Source organism: Phycisphaerales bacterium, from assembly GCA_016699835.1.
Taxonomy (GTDB): domain Bacteria; phylum Planctomycetota; class Phycisphaerae; order Phycisphaerales; family UBA1924.
Genome location: CP064987.1, coordinates 877079 through 897277, shown reverse-complemented (window position 1 = coordinate 897277; position 20199 = coordinate 877079). Strand labels below are relative to the sequence as shown.

Annotated in this window: 15 protein-coding genes; 9 read left to right on the top strand and 6 right to left on the bottom strand. The window is 66.3% G+C overall.

Going from position 1 to position 20199, the window contains the following annotated elements:
• The first annotated feature begins 811 nt into the window (after positions 1-811).
• From rho to IPK69_03680, 5 genes are all read left to right on the top strand, one after another.
• Complete coding sequence (gene rho, locus IPK69_03700) at positions 812-2200, top strand: transcription termination factor Rho (GenBank protein QQS10412.1); 1389 nt, start codon at positions 812-814, stop codon at positions 2198-2200.
• Positions 2201-2270: 70 nt separating this feature from the next.
• Positions 2271-2594, top strand: a complete 324-nt coding sequence (locus tag IPK69_03695) for a hypothetical protein (protein ID QQS09734.1) — start codon at positions 2271-2273, stop codon at positions 2592-2594.
• On the top strand, positions 2591-5188 hold the full coding sequence (locus tag IPK69_03690) for a hypothetical protein (GenBank protein ID QQS09733.1): 2598 nt from the start codon (positions 2591-2593) through the stop codon (positions 5186-5188). The genes IPK69_03695 and IPK69_03690 overlap by 4 nt, the downstream gene beginning before the upstream one ends.
• Before the next feature lie 11 nt (positions 5189-5199).
• Complete coding sequence (locus IPK69_03685; protein ID QQS09732.1) at positions 5200-6207, top strand: hypothetical protein; 1008 nt, start codon at positions 5200-5202, stop codon at positions 6205-6207.
• 172 nt (positions 6208-6379) lie between these two features.
• Positions 6380-7489, top strand: coding sequence for a DUF444 family protein (locus IPK69_03680; GenBank protein QQS09731.1), 1110 nt, complete (start codon positions 6380-6382; stop codon positions 7487-7489).
• Positions 7490-8058: 569 nt separating this feature from the next.
• On the opposite strand, the gene IPK69_03675 is transcribed toward IPK69_03680, so the two are convergent.
• The 3 genes from IPK69_03675 to IPK69_03665 are packed head-to-tail and all read right to left on the bottom strand — an operon-like array spanning position 8059 to position 12004.
• The gene (locus IPK69_03675) at positions 8059-10293 is read right to left on the bottom strand and encodes a hypothetical protein (GenBank protein QQS09730.1); all 2235 of its coding nucleotides are present in this window, start codon (positions 10291-10293) and stop codon (positions 8059-8061) included.
• Positions 10290-11018 carry an ABC transporter permease subunit gene (locus IPK69_03670; protein QQS09729.1) on the bottom strand — a complete coding sequence of 243 codons (729 nt, stop codon included), beginning with the start codon at positions 11016-11018 and terminating at the stop codon, positions 10290-10292. The genes IPK69_03675 and IPK69_03670 overlap by 4 nt, the downstream gene beginning before the upstream one ends.
• The gene (locus IPK69_03665) at positions 11015-12004 is read right to left on the bottom strand and encodes an ABC transporter ATP-binding protein (GenBank protein ID QQS09728.1); all 990 of its coding nucleotides are present in this window, start codon (positions 12002-12004) and stop codon (positions 11015-11017) included. The genes IPK69_03670 and IPK69_03665 overlap by 4 nt, the downstream gene beginning before the upstream one ends.
• A gap of 287 nt (positions 12005-12291) precedes the next feature.
• Between IPK69_03665 and IPK69_03660 the strand changes: the two genes are divergently transcribed.
• The gene (locus IPK69_03660; protein QQS09727.1) at positions 12292-13866 is read left to right on the top strand and encodes a response regulator; all 1575 of its coding nucleotides are present in this window, start codon (positions 12292-12294) and stop codon (positions 13864-13866) included.
• Positions 13867-14089: 223 nt separating this feature from the next.
• Positions 14090-14566 (top strand): DUF2780 domain-containing protein, encoded by a 477-nt coding sequence (locus IPK69_03655; protein ID QQS09726.1) that lies wholly within the window; start codon positions 14090-14092, stop codon positions 14564-14566.
• 9 nt (positions 14567-14575) lie between these two features.
• Here the strand turns inward: IPK69_03655 and IPK69_03650 are convergent, their stop codons facing one another.
• Positions 14576-15556, bottom strand: coding sequence for an ankyrin repeat domain-containing protein (locus IPK69_03650; GenBank protein QQS09725.1), 981 nt, complete (start codon positions 15554-15556; stop codon positions 14576-14578).
• Between the two features lie 3 nt (positions 15557-15559).
• Positions 15560-17692 carry an elongation factor G gene (locus tag IPK69_03645; GenBank protein QQS09724.1) on the bottom strand — a complete coding sequence of 711 codons (2133 nt, stop codon included), beginning with the start codon at positions 17690-17692 and terminating at the stop codon, positions 15560-15562.
• Positions 17693-17915: 223 nt separating this feature from the next.
• Between IPK69_03645 and IPK69_03640 the strand changes: the two genes are divergently transcribed.
• Both IPK69_03640 and IPK69_03635 read left to right on the top strand, forming a co-directional pair.
• Entirely contained in the window at positions 17916-18431 is a 516-nt protein-coding gene (locus IPK69_03640) for a hypothetical protein (GenBank protein ID QQS09723.1), read from the top strand.
• Positions 18432-18791: 360 nt separating this feature from the next.
• A complete protein-coding gene (locus IPK69_03635; protein QQS09722.1) occupies positions 18792-19262 on the top strand; it encodes a hypothetical protein in 471 nt (156 codons plus the stop codon).
• 79 nt (positions 19263-19341) lie between these two features.
• On the opposite strand, the gene IPK69_03630 is transcribed toward IPK69_03635, so the two are convergent.
• On the bottom strand, positions 19342-20046 hold the full coding sequence (locus tag IPK69_03630) for a fibronectin type III domain-containing protein (GenBank protein QQS09721.1): 705 nt from the start codon (positions 20044-20046) through the stop codon (positions 19342-19344).
• Positions 20047-20199 lie beyond the last annotated feature (153 nt).

Genomic DNA, 20199 nt, shown 5'->3' with positions numbered 1-20199 from the left:
TTGCCGTGGTGTTGGCCTTGTGCCAAGGTCACTCGGCGGCTGGGAGCGATCTCGGGAGATTCACGGTTTCGAGTCCTGGAGCAGGCGAGACCGACATGGCTTGTGGGCTGTTGCCGGTTGTCGCGTGACGCGAGTGTGAAGACTTGCAGTCACACGGATTGCCGGGCGTCACGTCGATTCCATCGCCCGTGCCCACGCGGGTGATGTTCACTCTTCAGTTCTGTGTTTTTTTCTGCGGGCGTGCTCTGGCGCGACCGCGAGGCGGCCAAGGCCGAGTGTTCTGCAAGCGAGAAGTTTCATGGCGAAGTCGACCACCACGGATGAGAAAAAGAACGCCGACAAATCCACGACCCGCGGGCGTGTGAGGCAGGGGACCCCGGTCCGCAGCACGTCGGCGGCGGCCGCAGCGGCGAAGGCGATTGAGCCACCGGCCCGCGCGACCAAGGCCGCGGATCGGACGACCGAACCCAAGCCCGAGCCGAAGCCCGAGCCCAAGTCCGAGCCACGCTCGGAGTCCCGGAGCGAGAGCCGGAGTGACTCACGCTCGGAAACTCGTTCAGAAGGGCGTTCGGAGGGTGGATCGTCCGAGGGCCGCGGCACTGGCGGACGAGGTGAGATCCGAGGCGAGGGCAACGGCGGTCGCGAGAGTTCACGCGACAGTGGCTCGCGTGAAGGTGACAGACGCGAGGGCGGCCCGCGTGATCAGGGATTCCATTCGCAGGGACAGTCGTTCGGCGGGCAGGGCGGCTTTGGGCACAATGACCGCGGCTTCCGGCGGAAGAAGAAGCGTCGCAAGGGCGGCGGCGGGGGCATGGGCTTCGGCGGGTTCTCCAGCCGGTCGCACGATCCCTCGCTCCCCAGCGATGAGGAACTCGAGCGCGAGGCGGCGGAACTCGACCGGATCGCCAAGAGCGTGGACTCCAAGGCGCTGGGCGAGGCCGTCAGCATCAATGACCTCCAGCAGATGGAGGAGAAGGAACTCTACAAGGTCGCGGATCGCGAGGGGCTGGAGGAGTATCACGACCTGCCCCGGCAGGAACTGGTGCTGAAGATCCTCAAGGCCCGTGCGGCCCGCCAGGGATTGATGTTCGGCGAGGGCTCGCTCGAGGTCATGCCCGACGGGTTCGGATTCCTGCGCTCGGCGGAGCAGAGTTATCTCCCCGGCGCGGACGACATCTATATCTCGCCGTCGCTCGTCCGGAGATTCGGGCTGCGTCGCGGGATGGTGGTAAAGGGGCTGGTGCGGCCTCCCAAGGAGAGCGAGAAGTACTTTGCGCTCCTGCGTGTGGACCAGGTGAACGGTCGTTCGCCGGCGAAGGTCCACGAGATGAAGAACTTCGAGGAGTTGACGCCTCTGCACCCGGAGGAGCGGTTCGTGCTGGAGACGGACCCGAGCGAGATCGAGTGCCGGGTGGTGGATCTGGTGACGCCGATCGGGAAGGGTCAGCGCATGCTGATCGTGGCCCCGCCGCGCACGGGCAAGACGGTCCTGATGCAGAAGATCACCAAGGCGATCACGAGGAACTATCCCGAGACGCACATCATCGTGCTCCTGGTGGACGAGCGCCCCGAGGAAGTGACGGACTTCAAGCGCAACTGCTCCGGGCCGATGGTCGAGGTGGTGGCGTCGACGTTCGACGAGCAGTCGTCGAGGCATGTGCAGGTCGCCGAGATGGTGATCGAGAAGGCCAAGCGGATGGTGGAGTTCGGCGAGGACGTGGTGATCCTGCTCGACTCGATCACGCGACTCGCTCGCGCGTACAACGCCGAGATGCCGCACTCGGGCAAGATCATGACGGGCGGTCTCGATAGCAACGCGCTGCAGCGCCCCAAGAAGTTCTTCGGCGCGGCCCGCGCGATCGAGAGCGGCGGGAGCCTGACGATCATCGGGACGGCGCTCGTGGACACCGGATCCAAGATGGACGAGGTGATCTTCGAGGAGTTCAAGGGGACGGGCAACGCCGAGTTGCACCTGGACCGCAAACTCGTCGAGAAGCGGATCTGGCCGGCGATCGACGTCTCGGCGTCGGGGACGCGGCGCGAGGAACTGCTGCTGGACCCCAAGGAACTGGAACTGGTCTATCGCCTTCGCAAGGTCCTCTCGGACATGAACGTGGTCGAGGCGATGGAACTGCTCAAGGGCAAGATGAAGAAGGTCAAGACCAACGCCGAGTTCCTCATGACGATGGCGCTGGGTTGAGAGACTGGTTTCAGGTCGTGATGGTGCCGTCTGGTCGAACCCTGGCGCGGGTTGCACCATACAGTCGTGCGTGATCGTCTCGGCCCGATTCCATCGCGGTGCTCTGCTGGTTCTCGCTACGGCGTGGGCGGCGGCGATGGCGTCGGCGGGGTTCTGGGTGACGCTCGAGGCGCCGCGGATGTTCTCGTCGATCCCCGGGGCGATCCGGATCCAGATGGGCCTCGCGGGGATTCTGGGCGGCGCGTTTCTGTTCATGGTGCTGGTCGCGGACCGATTGTTCCCACGGGCCGACCGTCGTGTGGTGACGGCGGCGGAGGCGATCACGTTCCTGGGCTTTCTGGTCGGGCTGATCGTCTCGGGTGTCTGGCTGGTCAGCAGCGGAGGCATGGGTTGAGTTCCACAATTGCACGGCGTGCCGCGAGGCGTGGTGTGGCGCGGGTCTTGATCGCCGTGGGCGCGATGGGGGCGTTCGGCGCATGGACGCCCGTCGCGTGGTCGCGGATTGAGTCGCCTCGAGAGGTGGAAGCCGCCGCGGCACCGACACTCGTGGAAGTGACCTCGGACGCTCTCGCGATCGTCGCGCTCATGGATCTTCGCGCGATGCAGCGTCCCTCGGCGGACGACTATGCCGCGGCGTACTTCATGCTCGAGGAAGCGCTTCGACTTCGGCCCGGCGATGTGTCGCTCGCCAGACGGGCCGCGGAGGCCGCGTACAACTGGGGCGAGGCGGCGTCTCTCGATCGGGCCACGCGCCGCGTGATCGAACTCGACCCGGCGGACTCGGTCGCGAAGTTACGCCTGCTCTCCTCGACGTTCGCGCGGTTGCAGACGGCCGACGAGCGGATTGCGGCGTATGAACGCGTGCTCGGTGCGGCGGGGGCATCCCTGGATCCCGCGATTCGCAGCCGATTGGCGCTCGATGCCGCACTCCTGAAGCGTGAGCAGGGCGACGAGGGAGGATTCGGGAAACTGCTCGCGCAGGCGATCCGGTTGGACTCGACGAACAAGGACGCGGCGCTCCTGGCGCTCACGGTCTATGAGCAGCGTGTGGACGCGCGGTCCGGGCGGTGGGATCTCCTGTCGAATCTGCTGTATGCGGATCCGCTCGATCCGAACACGCATCGCCGCCTGGCGATCGAGTTCGCGAGAGCCGGGGCGTGGGGGGCGGCCAAGCGGTTTCATTCAAACGAACTGGACCTGCGGTCGCTTGCGGCGGAGCGGCTGAGCCGGGAGTCGTCGGTCGAGGCGTACGTGCTGCGCTGGCTGACGTCGACGCCGGAGGAGGTCTATGACGCGCTCGATCTGGAAGTGTCGAAGCAGCGTGCCGAGGTCGCGCGGGTGCGAAAGGCGCGCGAGGAGGCGCTGCTCCCGACGGATAACTTGCCCGCGGAGGACGACATCCGGTTGAGCATCGAGTACGAGCCGATCCGGATCGCGTGCGCGATGGCGATGGGAGATGCCGACCGCCTCGCACGCGCGATGGCGGATCTCAAGGCCACGGTGGACACCAACGCGATCAACCTTCTCGACCCGCTCAAACGCCCCGAGGGGATGAGCGAGGAGGATGTGAAGGGGACCATCCGGCGGAGTTGGGCGACGCTCACCTGTTGGCGCGCGATCACGGGGATCGATGCTGAGGCGATCGAGGCGGATCTCCCCAAGGCGATCGAGGGTCTGGAGTCGGCCGATCCCGAGGCGCAGGCGCTGCGTGCGTTGGCTGTGGCGCGGAGCGGCTCATCGCCGGCGAACGCCGACGACCTGGGCGATTCCGTCTGGATCGCATGGTCGCGGGCAATCTCGGGGGAGCGAGCCAGCGACACGGCGACTCGCGTGCGAGGGCTGCGCGGGGCGTGGAGCGCCTCGCCCTTGTCGCCGGCGGGCGCGATCGCGAGCCTCAAAGCGCGGGCGCTCATGGAATCGTCAGGAATCGCGTGGAAGGACGCCGAGGCGGCCGACGCGTTCGCGGAAGGGATCCCGGCGTGGGTCGATCTGATGATCCGCGAGCCGAAGACCTTCGAGACGCTGAGCGTGCAGGTGATGCCAACGTCGGCGGGGGCGCTCGATCGAGCGATGGCGAAGGTCAAACTCAGGAATATCTCTCGGATCCCGCTCGGACTGGGCGTGGGCAAGCCGATCAACTCGCGAGTGATGTTCGCGCCCTCATTCTCCGCGGGGCCTGATGTCTTTATCTCGCTGGTCTTTCCGGAAGTGCTTGATTGCGCCCATCGGCTTCGGCTGAACCCCGGCGAGTCGCTCGAGGCGGAGTTCCCGCTCGAGATCGGGCCGACGGCATGGGTGTCTCAGACGGCGTCGGGCGTGGCGACGCGCACGAGGTGGCGCGTGCTCCAGGGATTCGTGGATCTTCCGGGCGGAGGGCGAGATAAAGGACCCGGCTGCGTCGAGACCCAGACCGAGTCGATCGTGCGGGGCGCGATCCCCGAGGCGAGGCAGACACCGGCGGAACTGGTCGAGCGTGTGAAGACTGCGGCGTCGCGCGATCTGCCCACGCTCCTCACCGCGGTCCGTGCGGTGTTCGCCATGAGAGAAGGAATCACGACCGAGGCGGGCGGGCTTGAGACGCTCGCGGGGGCATTGGCGACGGCGTATCCGACGTGGGACGTGGCGTCGCGCCGATGGGCGATCGCGGCGCTTCCGCCATCGGGTGAGATCCCATCGCTGAAGGCGTTCGATGATGCCGTGCTGAACGAGGCCGAGGTCTCGCTGCTCGGGCTGGTGATCGTGACTCGGGCGGCGTCGGCAGACCTGCCGATCTTTGAGCGGGCGAGCGCGAGCGGCGACGCGGATTTGCGTTTGCTCGTGGAGATCCAGAGGCGGCGCCTCGCGGATGGGGGTCGGCCGTATGCCGTGCGCGGCACGGGACTCGCGGGAGGTGTGGGCGCGGCGATTCGTTTCCGTGATTTGGGCGTGGTGCTCCGGCCACAGGGCGTGCCGGCCGCGACGGGCGCCGGAACCCCGACAGGGCCGTGATGCCTTCACCCGTGCCCAACACCGGCAAGGAGCGCGCCCGGGTCGTGCGTCAGGTGGTCGGGTTCGCGATCGCCACGATACTCATCGGGCTGGCGGGGGCGATGGTGTGGCGTGATCGCGAGGCAATCTCGATGATCCGACGCGCCATTACCGCGGGGAATGCGCCCAGGCTCGCGGGGGTGTGGGGGCTGGTGGCGCTGAATCTCGTGTGCACGAGCGCGACGTTCTGGTTTCTTACGCCGCTCGACAAGCATGGGCGAGCGCGGGTCGGCGCTCGCGAGTTGTTCTTCCTGATCTGTGGGGCGAACCTGAGCAACTACCTGCCGCTGCGCGCGGGGATGCTGGGGCGGATGGCGTATCACCGGACGTACAACGCGATCCCGGTGCGTGAGTCGGCGGTGATTCTTTTCCGGTCGCTGCTGCTCTCGGCGGGCGCGGTGCTGACGCTCGCGTTTCTTGGCGCGACGGTTCTGCGCCCGGATCGCGGGATCGTCGCGTGGGCGCAGGTGGGCGCGGTTGTGCTGCCACTCATCGCGGCGTTCGGCGTGGCGATTCTCATGCGCCATCAATCCGGTGGGCGGGGCGGCGTCGCGCGCACGGCGTTGGCCTTCGCGGCGCGGTACGCCGACATGCTCTGCTGGGCCGCGAGATACGCGATCGTCTTCTCGGCGGCGGGCCTGGATCTCTCGTGGTCGCAGGCGATCGCCTACACCGCGATCGCGCAGGTCTCGATGACGATCCCGATCGTGGGAAACGGGCTGGGCCTGCGCGAGTGGATGATCGGCGTGGTGGGGGCGGTGCTTCCGGTGTGGGCGGTCGGGACGGTCTCGATGACGACGCGCGACCAGCGACTGGCGGCCGAGTTGGTGCACCGAGGCGTCGAGTTGCTTGCGATCCTCCCTCTAGGCATGATCGGGGCGATGTGGGTCGCTAGACGCGTGGCCAGGGGCAGGCAGGGAACGAACGCCGTGGAACCCGATGGATCGGCGAGCATCGAACAAGACGGGAACGCCCCATAATCGTTCGGTGCTGGGGTGTTCGGCGGGCGTGAGTTGCCGTCAATTGACCGCGATTCAAGGGTGTTGTGCGGTCGCGACGAAGTGATGCAGGGGTCGAGGTGATGTGGCGGTGTATGGGAGCCGGGGCGGGGCTCGTGCGAATCGGGTGGTGGGCAGTCCAGGGACGGGCACGATGGTGAACAAGATCGAGCAAGACCATCAACGCTTCCGGCAGATCGTCCGGGGGAAGATCCGTAAGGACCTTCGGCGGTTCCTGTCGCGAGGCGATCTCATCGGCAAGGAGGGCGGGCGGTACGTCTCCATCCCCGTCCACGACATTGACATTCCCACGTTTCGGTATGGCGACAACTCCGGCGGCGTGGGCATGGGTGAGGGCGAAGAGGGCCAGAGCGTCGGCCAGGGGAACAAGGGCCAGGGCGGCGAGCAGGAGGGACAGCACCTGCTCGAGGTCGATGTCTCGATCGAGGAACTCGCGGACATCCTCGCGGAGGAGTTGAGCCTCCCTCGCATCCAGCCGCGCGGGCAGCATCGCATCACCTCGATCCGCGACAAGTACACGGGGATCCGACCGGTCGGGCCGGCGTCGCTGCGCCACTTCAAACGCACGTATCGCGAGGCGCTCAAGCGGCAACTCACGCTTGGGACGTACGACCCCGAGAACCCGGTGATCATCCCGATCAAAAACGACCTTCGCTTTCGCACGTGGAGCGAGGTGAAGAAGCCCCAGAGCAACGCCGCGATCGTGTACATGATGGACGTGTCGGGTTCGATGGGCGACGAGCAGAAGGAACTCGTGCGTCTGGAGGCGTTCTGGATCGACACGTGGCTTCGCCGAAACTATGAGGGGATCGAGAGCCGGTACATCGTGCACGATGTTCGGGCCGCCGAGGTTGATCGCAAGACGTTCTTCAGCGTGAAGGAGGACGGCGGGACTCGGATCTCGTCGGCGCTCTACTGCGCGAAAGACCTGCTCAAGGCCCACTATGACCCGACGGACTGGAACGTGTACCTCTTCCACTTCTCGGATGGCGACAACTCGTCCGATGCCGACAATCGCCTGTGCGTGCAGTTGCTCCAGCAGGATCTGCTCCCGATCTGCAACATGTTCGGGTATTGCCAAGTGGCGTCGGCGTATGGGAGCGGGAGTTTCCTGGGCGTCCTGAACGAGGCCTTCCCGACCGGCGAGTCCGATGAACTTGGTCCCCGCCTTGTGACGGCGAAGGTGAACTCGCGAGACGACATCCTCGACTCGCTGCGCACGTTCTTCAAGGCGGGTCGATAGCGCGGCGTAGAGTCCTTGGAGAATGATTCGCTGAATCTCGGATCGGCGAGTGAAGCGTCGAGTGGATCGGGGCGGAGCCGAGCGTGCTGTTCTTCATGTTCTATGCCGTGATCGTGTGGTACGTCATCGCCAGATATCGGCGGACGGTGTGGGGCTTTGCGCTCACGATCGCGTCGGGCCTGGGCGTCGCGATGGTGGGGTATGTGCACTACGAGATCGGGCGATGGTCGAACGGACGCATCCAGATCACGCTGATGCAGGAGATCCTCTATCCGTATGGCGGATTTGTCGTGCTGATGGGGCTGTACATCGCGTGTCTGCCGCGAAGGTCGCCCGATGGACACTGCGGCTCGTGCGGGTACAACCTGGCCGGGTTGGAAGAGTCAGAGACGAGTGTTCCGGCTCGCGCCGGCGACGGCGAATCGCTCGAGCGAGGCGAGGGCATCATGTGCCCGGAGTGCGGCGTGTGGCGGCCGGCTCCCGAGCCGCAGTTCACGGCCCAAGCATCACCATGCGGTGTGAGCGCGCGCGTGGCGCGAACGTCTGCGTCGATGAGTCCGTTGAACCGTTCAGCCGCGGATCACGCGATACGCGATCCCGAGCAGCAGGATCAGCCCCGGCATCCCCGCGATGAGGACCCATCGGAGGATCGAGAGTTTCTGGTCGGTGAGCGGGATCACGACCGGCAGCGTGCGTGAGATTGGGCTTTGGGCGATGGAGTCGTCCTGGTTGCAGAGCCAGGCGACGGCGGCCTCGAAGAACTCGGTATTCCCGGGGTTCCGCGCGACAAGGCGTCCGTCGATCGTGACCGCACGCTGGGCGACGGCATCGATGAACCACCCGTTCGAGCCGACGACCACGAGACGCTGCGGACCTTTGGAGGTCTCGCGCTCGGCGGCGGCGGCGAGAACCCAGTCACGCGTGAGCAGGCTCAACCCCGAGGGCGACTCGCGATCATCGCGTCCCTCGTTGTACTCGGGCTTGTTGGGCATCATGGCGCGCTGTTCGGCACGGGCCTGGTAATACTGCAGCCACGCCGACTCGGCCCAGACGTTGGTCTGCGGCGCCTTCTGCACGATCAGCGGCTCGATCGACACGTTGTCGCCGGGCGGGTTCTCGCTCCGCACGATCGGGAGCGGCCAGAGCAGATACGTCGGCAGGCCCGCGATGGCGCGGCTGATCGGGTGGCGTCCCTGCGGGGGCTGCACGAGAACGCCCGGCTCGACGAGACGCCCGCGCCCGGAGGTCGGCGTCTCGACCATGAGCGGACGCGCGGAACTGATCGACATTCCGAACTGGGCGAGGATCGCGGCGAAGGGGTCCTTGTCGCCGATCGTCGGAAGCGTCGAGGGATTCAGGCTCAGGAGCACGCGCTGATTGTCGACGACGAGTTTGGAGACGACCTCCGCGAGTTTGGAGGCTCGCTGCTGCCCCGGTTGCTCGTTGGGTCCGCCCGCGGGGGCCGTGGCGTCGGGGGGAATCGTGACATAGACGACGGGCTTTGGCCTCGCGGGATCGGTCGGCGGGAGTTGCGGCGATTCCTGGAGCAGGCAGGGCCACTCGACGGTGTCGATCCCTCGGGTGTTGAGGCGCTGGATGAGCAGATCGAGGAATCTGAACTGGTCGAGGTACGCCCGAGGCTCGGCGTGGACGAAGACGACGATGGGCGCGGGTGTGCCGCCGATCGCGGAGAGCGCCGACGCGAAGAGTTCCTCAGCGCGACGCCCGACATCCACCGGTGATGCCTGCGTGGAGTTCATCCAGGGCGTGGTGGGGAAGAGCGCGTCGAGGTCGATCCCGATGAGCGAGCCGGATTCGGGTCCGAGCGCCAGACCGACGCTTCCCATACGCAACGCGGCGGTGATGCGGAGGACATCGGGGCGGATGAGGTGGGCGAGGGGCTCGGCGGCGAGGGAGAGTTGGTCGCGGACATGCTCGGACCGTGTCGCGGCGGACTGGAGTTGCTCGATTCCCGCGGCGGCCTTCCCGCTCGCGATGAGTGCTCGGAGGTCGCGGGCTAATCCACTCAGGTTCGACGCGGCGAGTGTGGCGGCGGCGCGGATCACGCCCGCGGCCTTGTCGGTCTCGGGAAGGGGGATGTCCGCCGTCCGCTCGGCGAGCGCGTCGGTTGCGCTGCTGGCGGCGGTCTCGAGATCCGTGGCCGTGACTCCGGCGGCGCCCGCGGCCTGCTCGAGTTGCAGGCGGAGTTGCGAGTCTTCTTGAGTCGAGCCGGAGATCCGGTTTCGGGCTTCGAGCAGGTCGGCGGCGAGGCCCTCTCGCAGCGTTTTGGCGCCGGCGGCGACCATGCCATTCGCCGCCTCGACCGCCGCCTTGGCGTTGTCGAGTTTCTGCTGATCGCGCGCGACAAGGTCGGCGACGAGCGAGGCGTATTCGGCCTTGCCGTTCGATGAGTTGGTGTCGATCCATCGTGAGCGGACGTTGGGCGAGGCCATCTCGAACTCACGGAGAACGTCGGCGACGCGCTGGCGAGCCTGGGGATCGACCTCGGTCGAGAACTGGTGGGCGAGGATGATCTCGTGGTTGCCCGAGAGTCGCCCGAGGAGTTTTTCCGTGCGCGGCGCGAGCGCCTGGGACTTTGTGGCCGTGAGGTCCCAACGCTTGGGGAACTTCTCCGCGAGCACGTTGAGCATGACGGCGCACGCGGCGACGGCCAGGACGGCAAGCCCAACGCCCATCGAGAGGCGCGCCGGGCGGACCCACAACACGGCGGGCTTTGATGCGGCGGCCTTGGGCTCGGGGGCTGGCGCGGGTGTGTTGGATTGATGGGGGGTCGGCGTGCTCATCCGCGCCATCTCCTGGAGTGGACGGAGGCGAAGGCGAGCGTGATCAGGAGGGCGATCGAGGAGACGAAGAAGATAAGGTGACGCGTGTCCACGACGCCCTTGGCAAAGTCACGCGTGCGGATGTCGAGCGAGAGCAGGTCGGCGATCGGGCGGACCCAGGCGGGCCCGTTGTGTATGGCGACCGCGGGCCCCGCGAGGAACGCGATGAGCACGAAGAGCGTCGCGAGGAAGGCGAGCGTCTGGTTCGCGGTGAGGGACGAGATGAAGAGCCCAATCGCGAGGTAGAACGAGCCGAGGAGGACAAGGCTGAGATAACCCGTGAGAATCGGTCCGATCTCGGGCTTGGGGTCGCTGGCCTTGAAGAGCACGAGCGAGAGCACGACGCTGGGCAGGCCCATGATGAGCAGGAAGAGGAACGCGCCCAGGAACTTGCCCAGGACGAGGGAGAGGTCGCCGACGGGCGAGGTGGCGAGGGCCTCGAACGTGCCGCTGCGATACTCCTCGCTGAAGAGTCGCATGGAGATCGCGGGGACGACGGGGATAAGGAGCCACCCGGAGAGCGTGAAGAAGCCGCGCATCGTCGCGGGATATCCCGGCACGAGCGTCTGCAGCGTGAAGAGCGTGCCGCAGAGCAGCGCGAAGAGGGCGAGAACGATCCACCCGGCGGGGAGCCTGAAGAACGAGCCGCACTCTCGCGAGGCGATGGCGTGGACGCGGGCGATCATGCCGGCACCGCCCTGGCCTGCTCGGGGGCCTCCTCGACGAGTTTCAGGAAGATCTTCTCGAGCGTGGGGACCTCATGGCGCAGTTCACGGATGAGCACGCCCGCGTCGAGGGCCGCCTGGGCGATCTGCTCGCGAAGGTCCGGCGCGCCGGGCTTGGCGGCGAGCATCCAGATCGACCACCCCTGCACCGTCGCGGCCCGGTCGGGCGTGTCGGGCTGGATGTCGGCGATGTGCGGGATGTTCTGCCAGACCTTGTACATGCGATCGTCGTCGCCGGGGCGTGAACGCCGGCACTGGACGACGTACGACGCACGCTCGCGCGCCTTGGCGACGAGGGCGGCGGGGTCTGCGTCGGCGCGGACCTCGCCCCGCGCCATGATGATGACGCGATTGCACAGCCGCTCGATCTCCGCGAGGATGTGGGAACTCACGAGCATCGTGCGCTCCTTCGAGAGTTCCTTGATGAGTTCGCGTGTCTCACGGATCTGGCTCGGGTCCAGCCCGTTGGTCGGCTCGTCGAGGACCAGCACGGGCGGCTCGTGCAGCAGGGCCGCCGCGAGGCCGACTCGCTGCTTGTACCCCTTGCTCAGTTTTCCAACGCGTCGAACGGCGACGTCACCCAACCAGCAGCGGTCGATGGCTCGACGAACGGCCGAGGCACGCATCGCCCGATCCATGCCATACAACCGCGCTCGATAGGTCAGGTAGTCCACGGTCCTCATCTCGGGATAGAGCGGGGCGGCCTCGGGGAGGTAGCCGACACAGCGTCGCGCCGCGAGGGGCTGCTGGAGGGCGTCATAGCCTCCCACGCTCACCTGCCCGCTGTCGGGGGTGGAGTACCCCGTGATCATGCGGATGGTCGACGTCTTCCCGGCCCCATTGGGACCAAGAAGACCTGCAACCTGTCCGGGCACGAGTTCGAACGTAATGCCACGAACCGCATGGATCTTCCCGAACTTTTTATGAACACGTGAAACGGTGATCATCGGCTAGCGTCCAATATCGGTATGGACGTGGGACGCGCAAGAGTGAGAAGGGTTCAAGGAATCACTTTCGTATTTTGTTCGCATGATGACGCCGACGTGGGGGATGGCACCCTAATCTGTGGCCACAAGCGTCTCGGGGCGTGAAACACGCCGATAGTTTCAAGGACATGAATCCCGTGGGCTCCAATGACGCTTCGTGTGCTTCCGCCGATGACCGTGGAGGAAGTTCTCCATCCGGGTCGACGGCGGGGTCATCGGGAGCCCAGGCGACTGGTAGCGGCAACGACATGGACGGCGATTCGTTGACGGGCAAACCCAGGGACTACGAGCCGCGCAAGGACGCGGTCGCGTGGTCCGTTCTCATGCTCGACGCGATCGGCGAGGGTGTCTGCCTCGTGAATGTCCACGGCACGGTCCTGTGGGCGAATGAACCGATTCGAGTGTGGGGCTCGGCCTTGCTCGCCGAAGTCGCGAGAATCTGTCGCGAGAGCGGGCCCGCGTTGATCGGCGACACCAAGCCCGCACGCGAGGTCGTCCGGCATTCGGCGATGGCCTCGGTCGGCGGGAAGCACTTCGAGATGGAGTTGTGCCCGCTCGGGCCCACGAGCGTGGAGTCCTTCGCGCGCGATCCCGATTGTCCGCTTCAACTCGGACAGCCGGCGATCGCCGTCATCGTCCGCGATTCGACGGCGTCGCGCGAACTGAAGCGCCAGATCGACTCGATCGACCAGGCGGGGAGCGAACTAGTCAACCTCGACGCGGACTCGGTGCGGAAACTCAACGCCCATGAGCGGCTGAAGTTCATCGAGGAGAAGATCATCCGCTTCGCGCGAGATCTCCTGCACTTCGATCACTTCGCGATTCGTCTGCTCGATGACAAGACCGGGAAACTCGAACTGGTCATGGGGCACGGGCTGCCCCCCGAGTTCGATCTCTTCGAGATCTACCCGAAACTCGAGGGGTGCGGGATCAGCGGCTATGTCGCCGTCACCGGACGGAGTTACATCTGCGGCGACGTCTCGAAGGACGATCTCTTCCTGCCCGGCGTGTCGGGGGCGAAGTCGTCGCTGACGGTGCCCCTCAAGTTGAATGATCGCGTGATCGGGATCATGAACGTCGAGAGCCTGGTGGACCACGCCTTCACCGAGCGTGACCGGCAGTTGGCGGAGATGTTCGCGCGATACATCGCGATGTCGATGCACATGCTCGATCTTCTCGTCATCGAGCGCAGCACGACCAACCAGAGCGTCTCGGGGCGCGTCGAGGGGGAACTGGAGGAGCCGCTGCGGGACATCGCGGCCCTGGTCGAGCAGCTTCGAGCCAAGGCCGCGGGCGATCCGCACGCCTCGGCGGCGCTCGAGCGCATCGCGACCGATGTCGTCTCGATCCGCGAGCGAGTGCAAGACTGTGCGCGTGGCCCGACGACGCTCCTGGGCGTCGAGAAGGCGCTGAGCACGACCGACATCGATCCGATCTATCGCGGCAAGCGCATTCTCGTCGCAGACGACGAGCCCAAGATCCGCCAGATCCTCGATCACGTCCTTCGCCATCATGGCTGTATCGTCACGGTTTGCGAGAACGGCGCGAAGGCGATCATCGAGATCGACAAGTCCGTCGAGGCGGGCGTGCGATTCGACCTGGTTCTCAGCGACATCCGCATGCCCGACCGCAACGGCTACGAGGTCTTCTCGTCGGTCAAACGCGAGATGGAATCGACCCCGGTCATTCTGATGACGGGATTCGGGTATGACCCGCACCACTCGATCGTGCGCGCCTCGCAGGAGGGGTTGCAGGCCGTGCTCTTTAAGCCGTTCCCCGTGGAGCGATTGCTCGACGAGGCGCGCAAGGCGCTCCAGGCCTAAGCGGTTCTGCGGGTTCGGTTTGTGCATGCGGTTTACGCCGGACGTTCATTTTTTCACTTTGACAATGTTGTGTACACCCTTGGCGCATCCCTGTTGCGTGAGCATGTGACGCTTGCACTTCGCACTCAGAGCTCATGCGCGGACCTACGGTGACTCGATGGGCCGGCGCCGGCCCACGAGTGGCACGCTCGCGCGACGGCGATGCGCGAACCGGAGGTGGATCATGCAAGAGTTCATTCAGATGGCGGTCAAGCAGTTGGGCATCAACGAGCAGCAGGCCAAGAGCGCCACGAGCGGTGTGCTCGGGCTTCTGCAGAAGAACGCGCCTGCTGATGCGTTCAGCGGCGTGATGAACAGCGTGCCCGGCGCGTCCGACCTGCTCAAGGGCCTGGGCGGCAACCCCGGTGCGAGCAGTGGTGGGGGCGGCGGTCTGGGCGGATTGCTCGGGGCCGCGTCGTCGGTGCTCGGCGGCGCCAAGCAGGGCGGGAGCAGCATCCTCGGCGCGGCCGGGTCACTGCTCGGCGGCAAGGGTGGCGACGCACTCGGCGCGCTCGGCTTCCTCTCCAACTCCGGTCTGAGCCTCGACAAGGCCGGCTCGTTTGTCAATCTCCTCGCGGGCTATCTCAAAGACAAAGCCGGCGCCGGAACGGTGGACAAACTGCTTGGCGCGGTCCCCGAACTGAAGAAGTTCATCGGGTAAGACGCTCGATCAGCGCATCGCGTCCTTGAGCACCGCGGCGGCGGCGCGGCCGTTGTCGTCGTCGCGCGCGTTAGCCCAGTCCAATGCTGTCCGTCCGTCCTTGTCCTTCGCGTTGGCGTCGGCGCCGTTGTTCAGAAGGAGCAGGATCCGCGGCTGGTCGGCGGCATCGGCGGCCCACATGAGCGGCGTCACGCCATCGACGCCCGGCGTGTTGGGGTTGGCCCCCGAATCCAGCAGGAGTCGGAGCAACTCGATCGCGTTCTCGTCGCCCGCGGGGGACTTGGCGGCGTGCGCGAGGATCGTCACGCCGTCGTTGTCCGCATCGGCGATCGGCGCGCCGGCTTTCAAGAGACGTTTCGCGACATCGAGGCTCGCGTGCATCGCGGCGAGCGAGAGCGGCGTCTGCCCCCAGCGGTTGCGGGCGCGGACGTCGGCCCCGGCCTCGATCAACCGATCCACGCACGCGCCCTCGCCACGGGCGGCGGCGATCATGAGCGCGCTCCACGCCTGATCCGTCCGCGCGTCCACCGACGCTTTGGCCGAGAGCAGCGCCTCGACGCAATCCATTCCGCCCCAACCCGCGGCGAAGAAGAGGGCCGTCTTGCCTTCCTTGGAGCGAAGATCGGGATCGGCCTTGGCCTTGAGGAGCGCCCGCACCGCGTTGGGCTTGGCGCGGAGCGACGCGAGCATGAGCGGCGTCAGGCCTCGCTCGCCCGAGATCGGCGTGGGCAAGGCCGCGTTGAGATCGCTCCCGGCGCGCTGTGCGGCGGCGATGGCGGCGTCGTCCAAGGTGCCCGCCGCGGCGAGATCGTGGAGTGACGACGCGGGCGCCGGCCTCATGGACTCCGGGCCGGCGGCGTCGACGCGGTTGGTCTTCTCGAACGAATCGACCGCGTACCACAGCCCGCCGCCGACGAGCACGAGGAAGCCGATGAGGAGGATGACGGGAACTCGGTTTGGAGAGGGCGTGGTGCTGGAGGCCGTGGACACTGGTCAATCCTCCTCGTGGTGGGGCTTGTACGCGGCGACGACGGCCTGCTGGACCTGCGGCGGCGTGCGCTCGTCGTGGCTGTAGTCCATCGCGAACGTTCCCGCGCCGCCGGTCATGCTCTTGAGTTCGTTGGCGTAGTTCTGGAGTTCGCCCAGCGGGGCCGTGGCTCGCACGATGCACGAGTCGCCGGACACCACGTCGGAACTCTGCACGCGCCCACGCTTGGTCGAGATGTGCCCGGCGATGTCGCCCATGTAGCGAGCCGGGGCGGTGATCTCGAGATCGACATACGGCTCCAAGAGCGTGGGCTTGGCCTTGGCGATCGCGTCGATGAAGGCCTTGCGCCCCGCGGTGATGAACGCGATCTCCTTGCTGTCCACGTCGTGGTATTTCCCGTCATAGACCGAGACGGCGATGCTCGTCATGGGATAGCCCGCGAAGGCGCCGTCCTGCAGCACGTGGCGGATGCCCTTCTCGATCGCGGGGATGAACTGGCGCGGGATGCTCCCGCCGACGGTCTCGTTGCGGAACTCGAAGCCCTCGGCGTGGTCCTGAGCCAGCGGCTCGACGCGGAGATAGACCTCGCCGAACTGGCCCGCGCCGCCGGTCTGCTTTTTGTGGCGATGGTGCCCTTCGGCCTTGCCCGCGATCGTCTCCTTGTACGCGACCTTGGGGGGCGAGGTGAGCAGCTCGACCCCCGCCTGGTTCTTGAGTTTCTCGAGCACGACGCGCAGGTGCAGTTCCCCCAGCCCGCGCATCACCGTCTGCTTCGTGGCGTTGATGCGCTCGACGATGAAGGTCGGGTCCTCGGCCATGAGTTTGTGCGTCGCGGCGGAGAACTTGGTCTCGTCGGCGTGGTTCTTGAGCTCGATCGCCAGGCCGAACATCGGCTTGGGGATAGGCAAGGGCTTCACGCGCAAGGAGTCCAGGTCGTGGCTGTCGTGGAGGACGCTGTTGAAGTGGACCTCGTCCAGTTTGCTCACGGCACCGATCTCGCCCGGGCCCAGCGCCTCGACCTCGACGTGCTTCTTCCCCTGCAGTTTGAAGAGGTGCCCGATCCGCAGGGGCTTCTTCTGGTCGTCGACGTACAGGTCCTGCTTGTGGCGGACGGTCCCCTGGTGCACGCGGAAGACGGCGAGTTTCCCCACGAACGGATCGTTGAAGATCTTGAAGACGTGGGCGACGACGCGGCCATCGGGGTTGGGCTCGCAGACATACTCCCGGGCCGGCTCGTCTTCTTTGTCCTTGCGGACGAACTCGGCGATGCCGACCTCGTCGGGCGACGGGCACAGGCTCGCGAGGATGTGCAGCAGGTCCTTGACGCCCGCGCCCGTCTTCGCGGAGACGAAGCAGATGGGGACGAGGTGGGCCTCCTCGAGCGCCTTCTCGAAGGCATTATGGAGTTTCTTGGCATCGAACCCCCCCCCGCCGCCCTCACCCTTCTCGAGATACTGCTCGGTCAGGTCGTCGTCCACCTCGATCACCTGCTCAACGATCCTCTTGTGGGCCTCGTGCACCGAACTGAACTCAGCCTTATCGCCCGCCTTGTCCGTCCCGTCATGCTCGAAGACGTTGACGACGTCCTTTCGCCCGGGCGTGGGGAGGTTGATGGGAAGGCACTCGTTGCCGAAGGCCTCGCGGATCTGCTCGACGAGGGCTTCGAGGTCGGCGTTGGTGTCGTCGATCTTGTTGATGACGACCATGCGGGGAAGGCCGCGGTCCTTCGCCGCGTTCATGACGCGGCGCGTCACCGAGTCGATCCCGCGACCGGCATCCATCACCACCGCCACGGTCTCGACGGCGGCGAGGCACGAGAACGTCTGCCCGAGGAAATCCGCCCGTCCCGGCGAGTCGATGAGGTGGACCTCGTGGTCCTCAAAGTCAAAGTGCACGAACCCGGGGACGAGGGAGTGCTTGTGGTGCTTCTCCTCGTCGCTGTGATCGCTGACGGTGGTGCCGGCGTCGATGGTCCCGGCGGCGGGGATGGCCCCGGCGGCGTGGAGAAGGGCCTCGGTCAGGGTGGTCTTGCCGGTCGAGGCGGACCCGGCGAGGAGAACGTTGCGGGTGTCGGCCGGGCGGGGGGGGCGCCCGGCGGGGTGGGAGCCAGTTCGTGCGGCGGTGGTGGTCTGCGACATGGTGAACCCTCCGAAGACTCAGGATTTATGGACTCTGAATAGAGACAGTCTACCGCGCCCGGCGGACGCCGGGAAATGGCCAAACTGCCAAATGGTCAAATGACCAAATACAAAGGCTCCGGAATCTTCCGAGACCCCATACGTTGTCGTTGTCCTCTTTGGCCATTTGGTCATTTGACCATTTGGCAGTTTCCGCGGGCGCAGCCTGCGGTACCCTTTCGCGATGCTCCGCCGTCTCCTGCTCGCCATCTTCCGCGCTCGCGTCGTGATCGAGGACGAGACGGGCAAGGAGTTCACGCTCGCCAGGACGCGGCGGTCGGACAAGATCCGGATCTGGCGGATTCCGAATCGCTGGCGGGTCATCGGCGGGCATGCCCTCGCCTACTTCGCCGCGATTCTCATCGTGGTCCCGATCTGGTGGGGTTTCGTGGTGGTGTTCATGAGATCCGGCGGCGCCTCTCTCGCCCCCGCGTGGTCCTCGAACACGCCCGTGTACGCGATCCAGCTCTTCGTCTGGTTCTTCGTGCTCTTTGCATTCCTCTACCCGTGCGAACCGCTGAAGCGCCGCCTCGTCCACGCCCTCACCCGCGACTCCATGAAGTGGTGGTATCTTGCCTCCGGCCTCTGCCCCTCCTGCCGCTACGACGTGGCCGCGCTCGCTCCCGACGCCAACGCCCGCGTCACCTGCCCCGAGTGCGGCGGGGTGTGGAAGAGATCCGCTCTCCCGCCGCCGCTGTGATCGTGAGTACCACACCCTGCCGTCGGCTCGCGGACACGCCGGCCGATGGATTGCATGGAACGATCATTCGCCAGGTCTATTCGTGTGACCCTGCTCCTGTCACCCGTGCTCGCGTGGGTGTGGTCCGTCTCATGCGCCTATGTCGGGAGCGCCACAGTGGCCTGGGGCCAACTGAGCGGTCCATTTGTAGGTGATCCCTGGTGGACCGCGAGCGTGGGTGACGCGAAGATCGTGCTCGAAAGAATGAGATCGTTCGTGGTGGTGCAGTGCGAGCACTCGTGGGACTCGGACCCCGAGGCTCCGCCCGAGGCCTGGTCAAGGGTTGTCGATCTGTGGCGCCAACGGGATGGAGCGGGCGTGTTGCCGCCACTGTGTTCGGATCCTCCGGAGTGGTCCCAGTACGCTGTGCTCGTTTCGGGCTGGCCCGCGCCCGCCGTCTGGGCCGGACGGGCCGTTCCACCCGGCGAGCCGTGGCTCGATGAGTCCACGGTCGTCCAGCCGTTCCGGCGTCTTTCGTATCGCCAGCCGTGGCGGAGTCTGGGACTCTATCCCGACCGGACACCATCGAGGTTCCCATCGATTCCCTGGCGTCCGCTCTGGCCGGGGTTTCTCATCAACTCCGGCGTCATGTGGGGCGTGCTCCTCATGGTCGCGGTGTGTCGTGTGTGGATCGTGCGAGCGAGAAATCGTCGCCGGCTCGCCGCGGGCTTCTGTCCCTCGTGCCACTACGACGTGTCCGCCCTCCCGCCCGATGCCGACGCCCGCATCACCTGCCCCGAGTGCGGCGGGGTTTGGAAAGCCAAACTACCAAATGGACAAATGACCAAATGACCAAATGAAGAGGCCCCGGAATCCTCCGAGGCCTCGTGCCTACGTTGTCCAATTTGGCCATTTCGAGCGGCTCTGCCGCTCACGCGGCGACGCCGTACTCCTCGTCGCTGCTGGTCGTGCTCGAGATGGTGAAGCCCTGGCCGCTCCCCTGCACGCGTCCGAAGGTGACAAAGAGCGTCGCGGAGACGGGCCCGAAGATCCCGCCGCGGACGACCTGCACCTTATATTCGACGCTGTCGGGCCCGGCGAAGAAGCCCTCGTCGACGAACGACTTCCTGCGTGTCGAGCCGAGGTTCACAAAGTCGGCCTGGCCCGCGGCGCGGCGGAGGACGCTGTACGTCGTGCCCGCGGCGCCCAGGGGCTGCGTCGCCTTCCAGCGGATCGTGATATTCCCGGAGATCGCGTCGAGCGTCGCCGAGAGGTCCGTCGCCGGGTTGGGCGCCGGGATGGCGGTGTGCGGCTGGGGCGGGTTGATCTGGGCGACGTTGTAGACGGTGGGGTTGTTGGTGCTCTCGGCGAAGACGCGGATGGTGGAGACGGTCTGGCTCGCCGACTCCATGAGGGCGCGAACCTTATCAAGGGCCTCCTGGGTCGCGGCCTTGGCGGCCTCCCTGGCGGCGTCCTGATCATCGACGGCGGCGCGGGCCGCGTCGTACGCCGCGGAAAACGATGCGGCGCTCGCGGGAGAGAGCCCGATCGCGGCCGCCGAGTTCGTAAAGACATCGGCGTGCGTCTTGCACCACTGCAGGAAATCCAACCGAGGCGATGTGGGGTAAGTTCCCATTTTGGCCTGTCCTTCTGGCGGCGCTCTCGAGTGTCGCCCGGCTCGCGCGGTGTCCCACACGGGACACCGATCTTCATTCACGAGCAGAACGAACTTGCGTTCGTTGCCGCCGGAAGTGACGATCGTGCGGATCGTGAGGGCGATTCAGTCGAA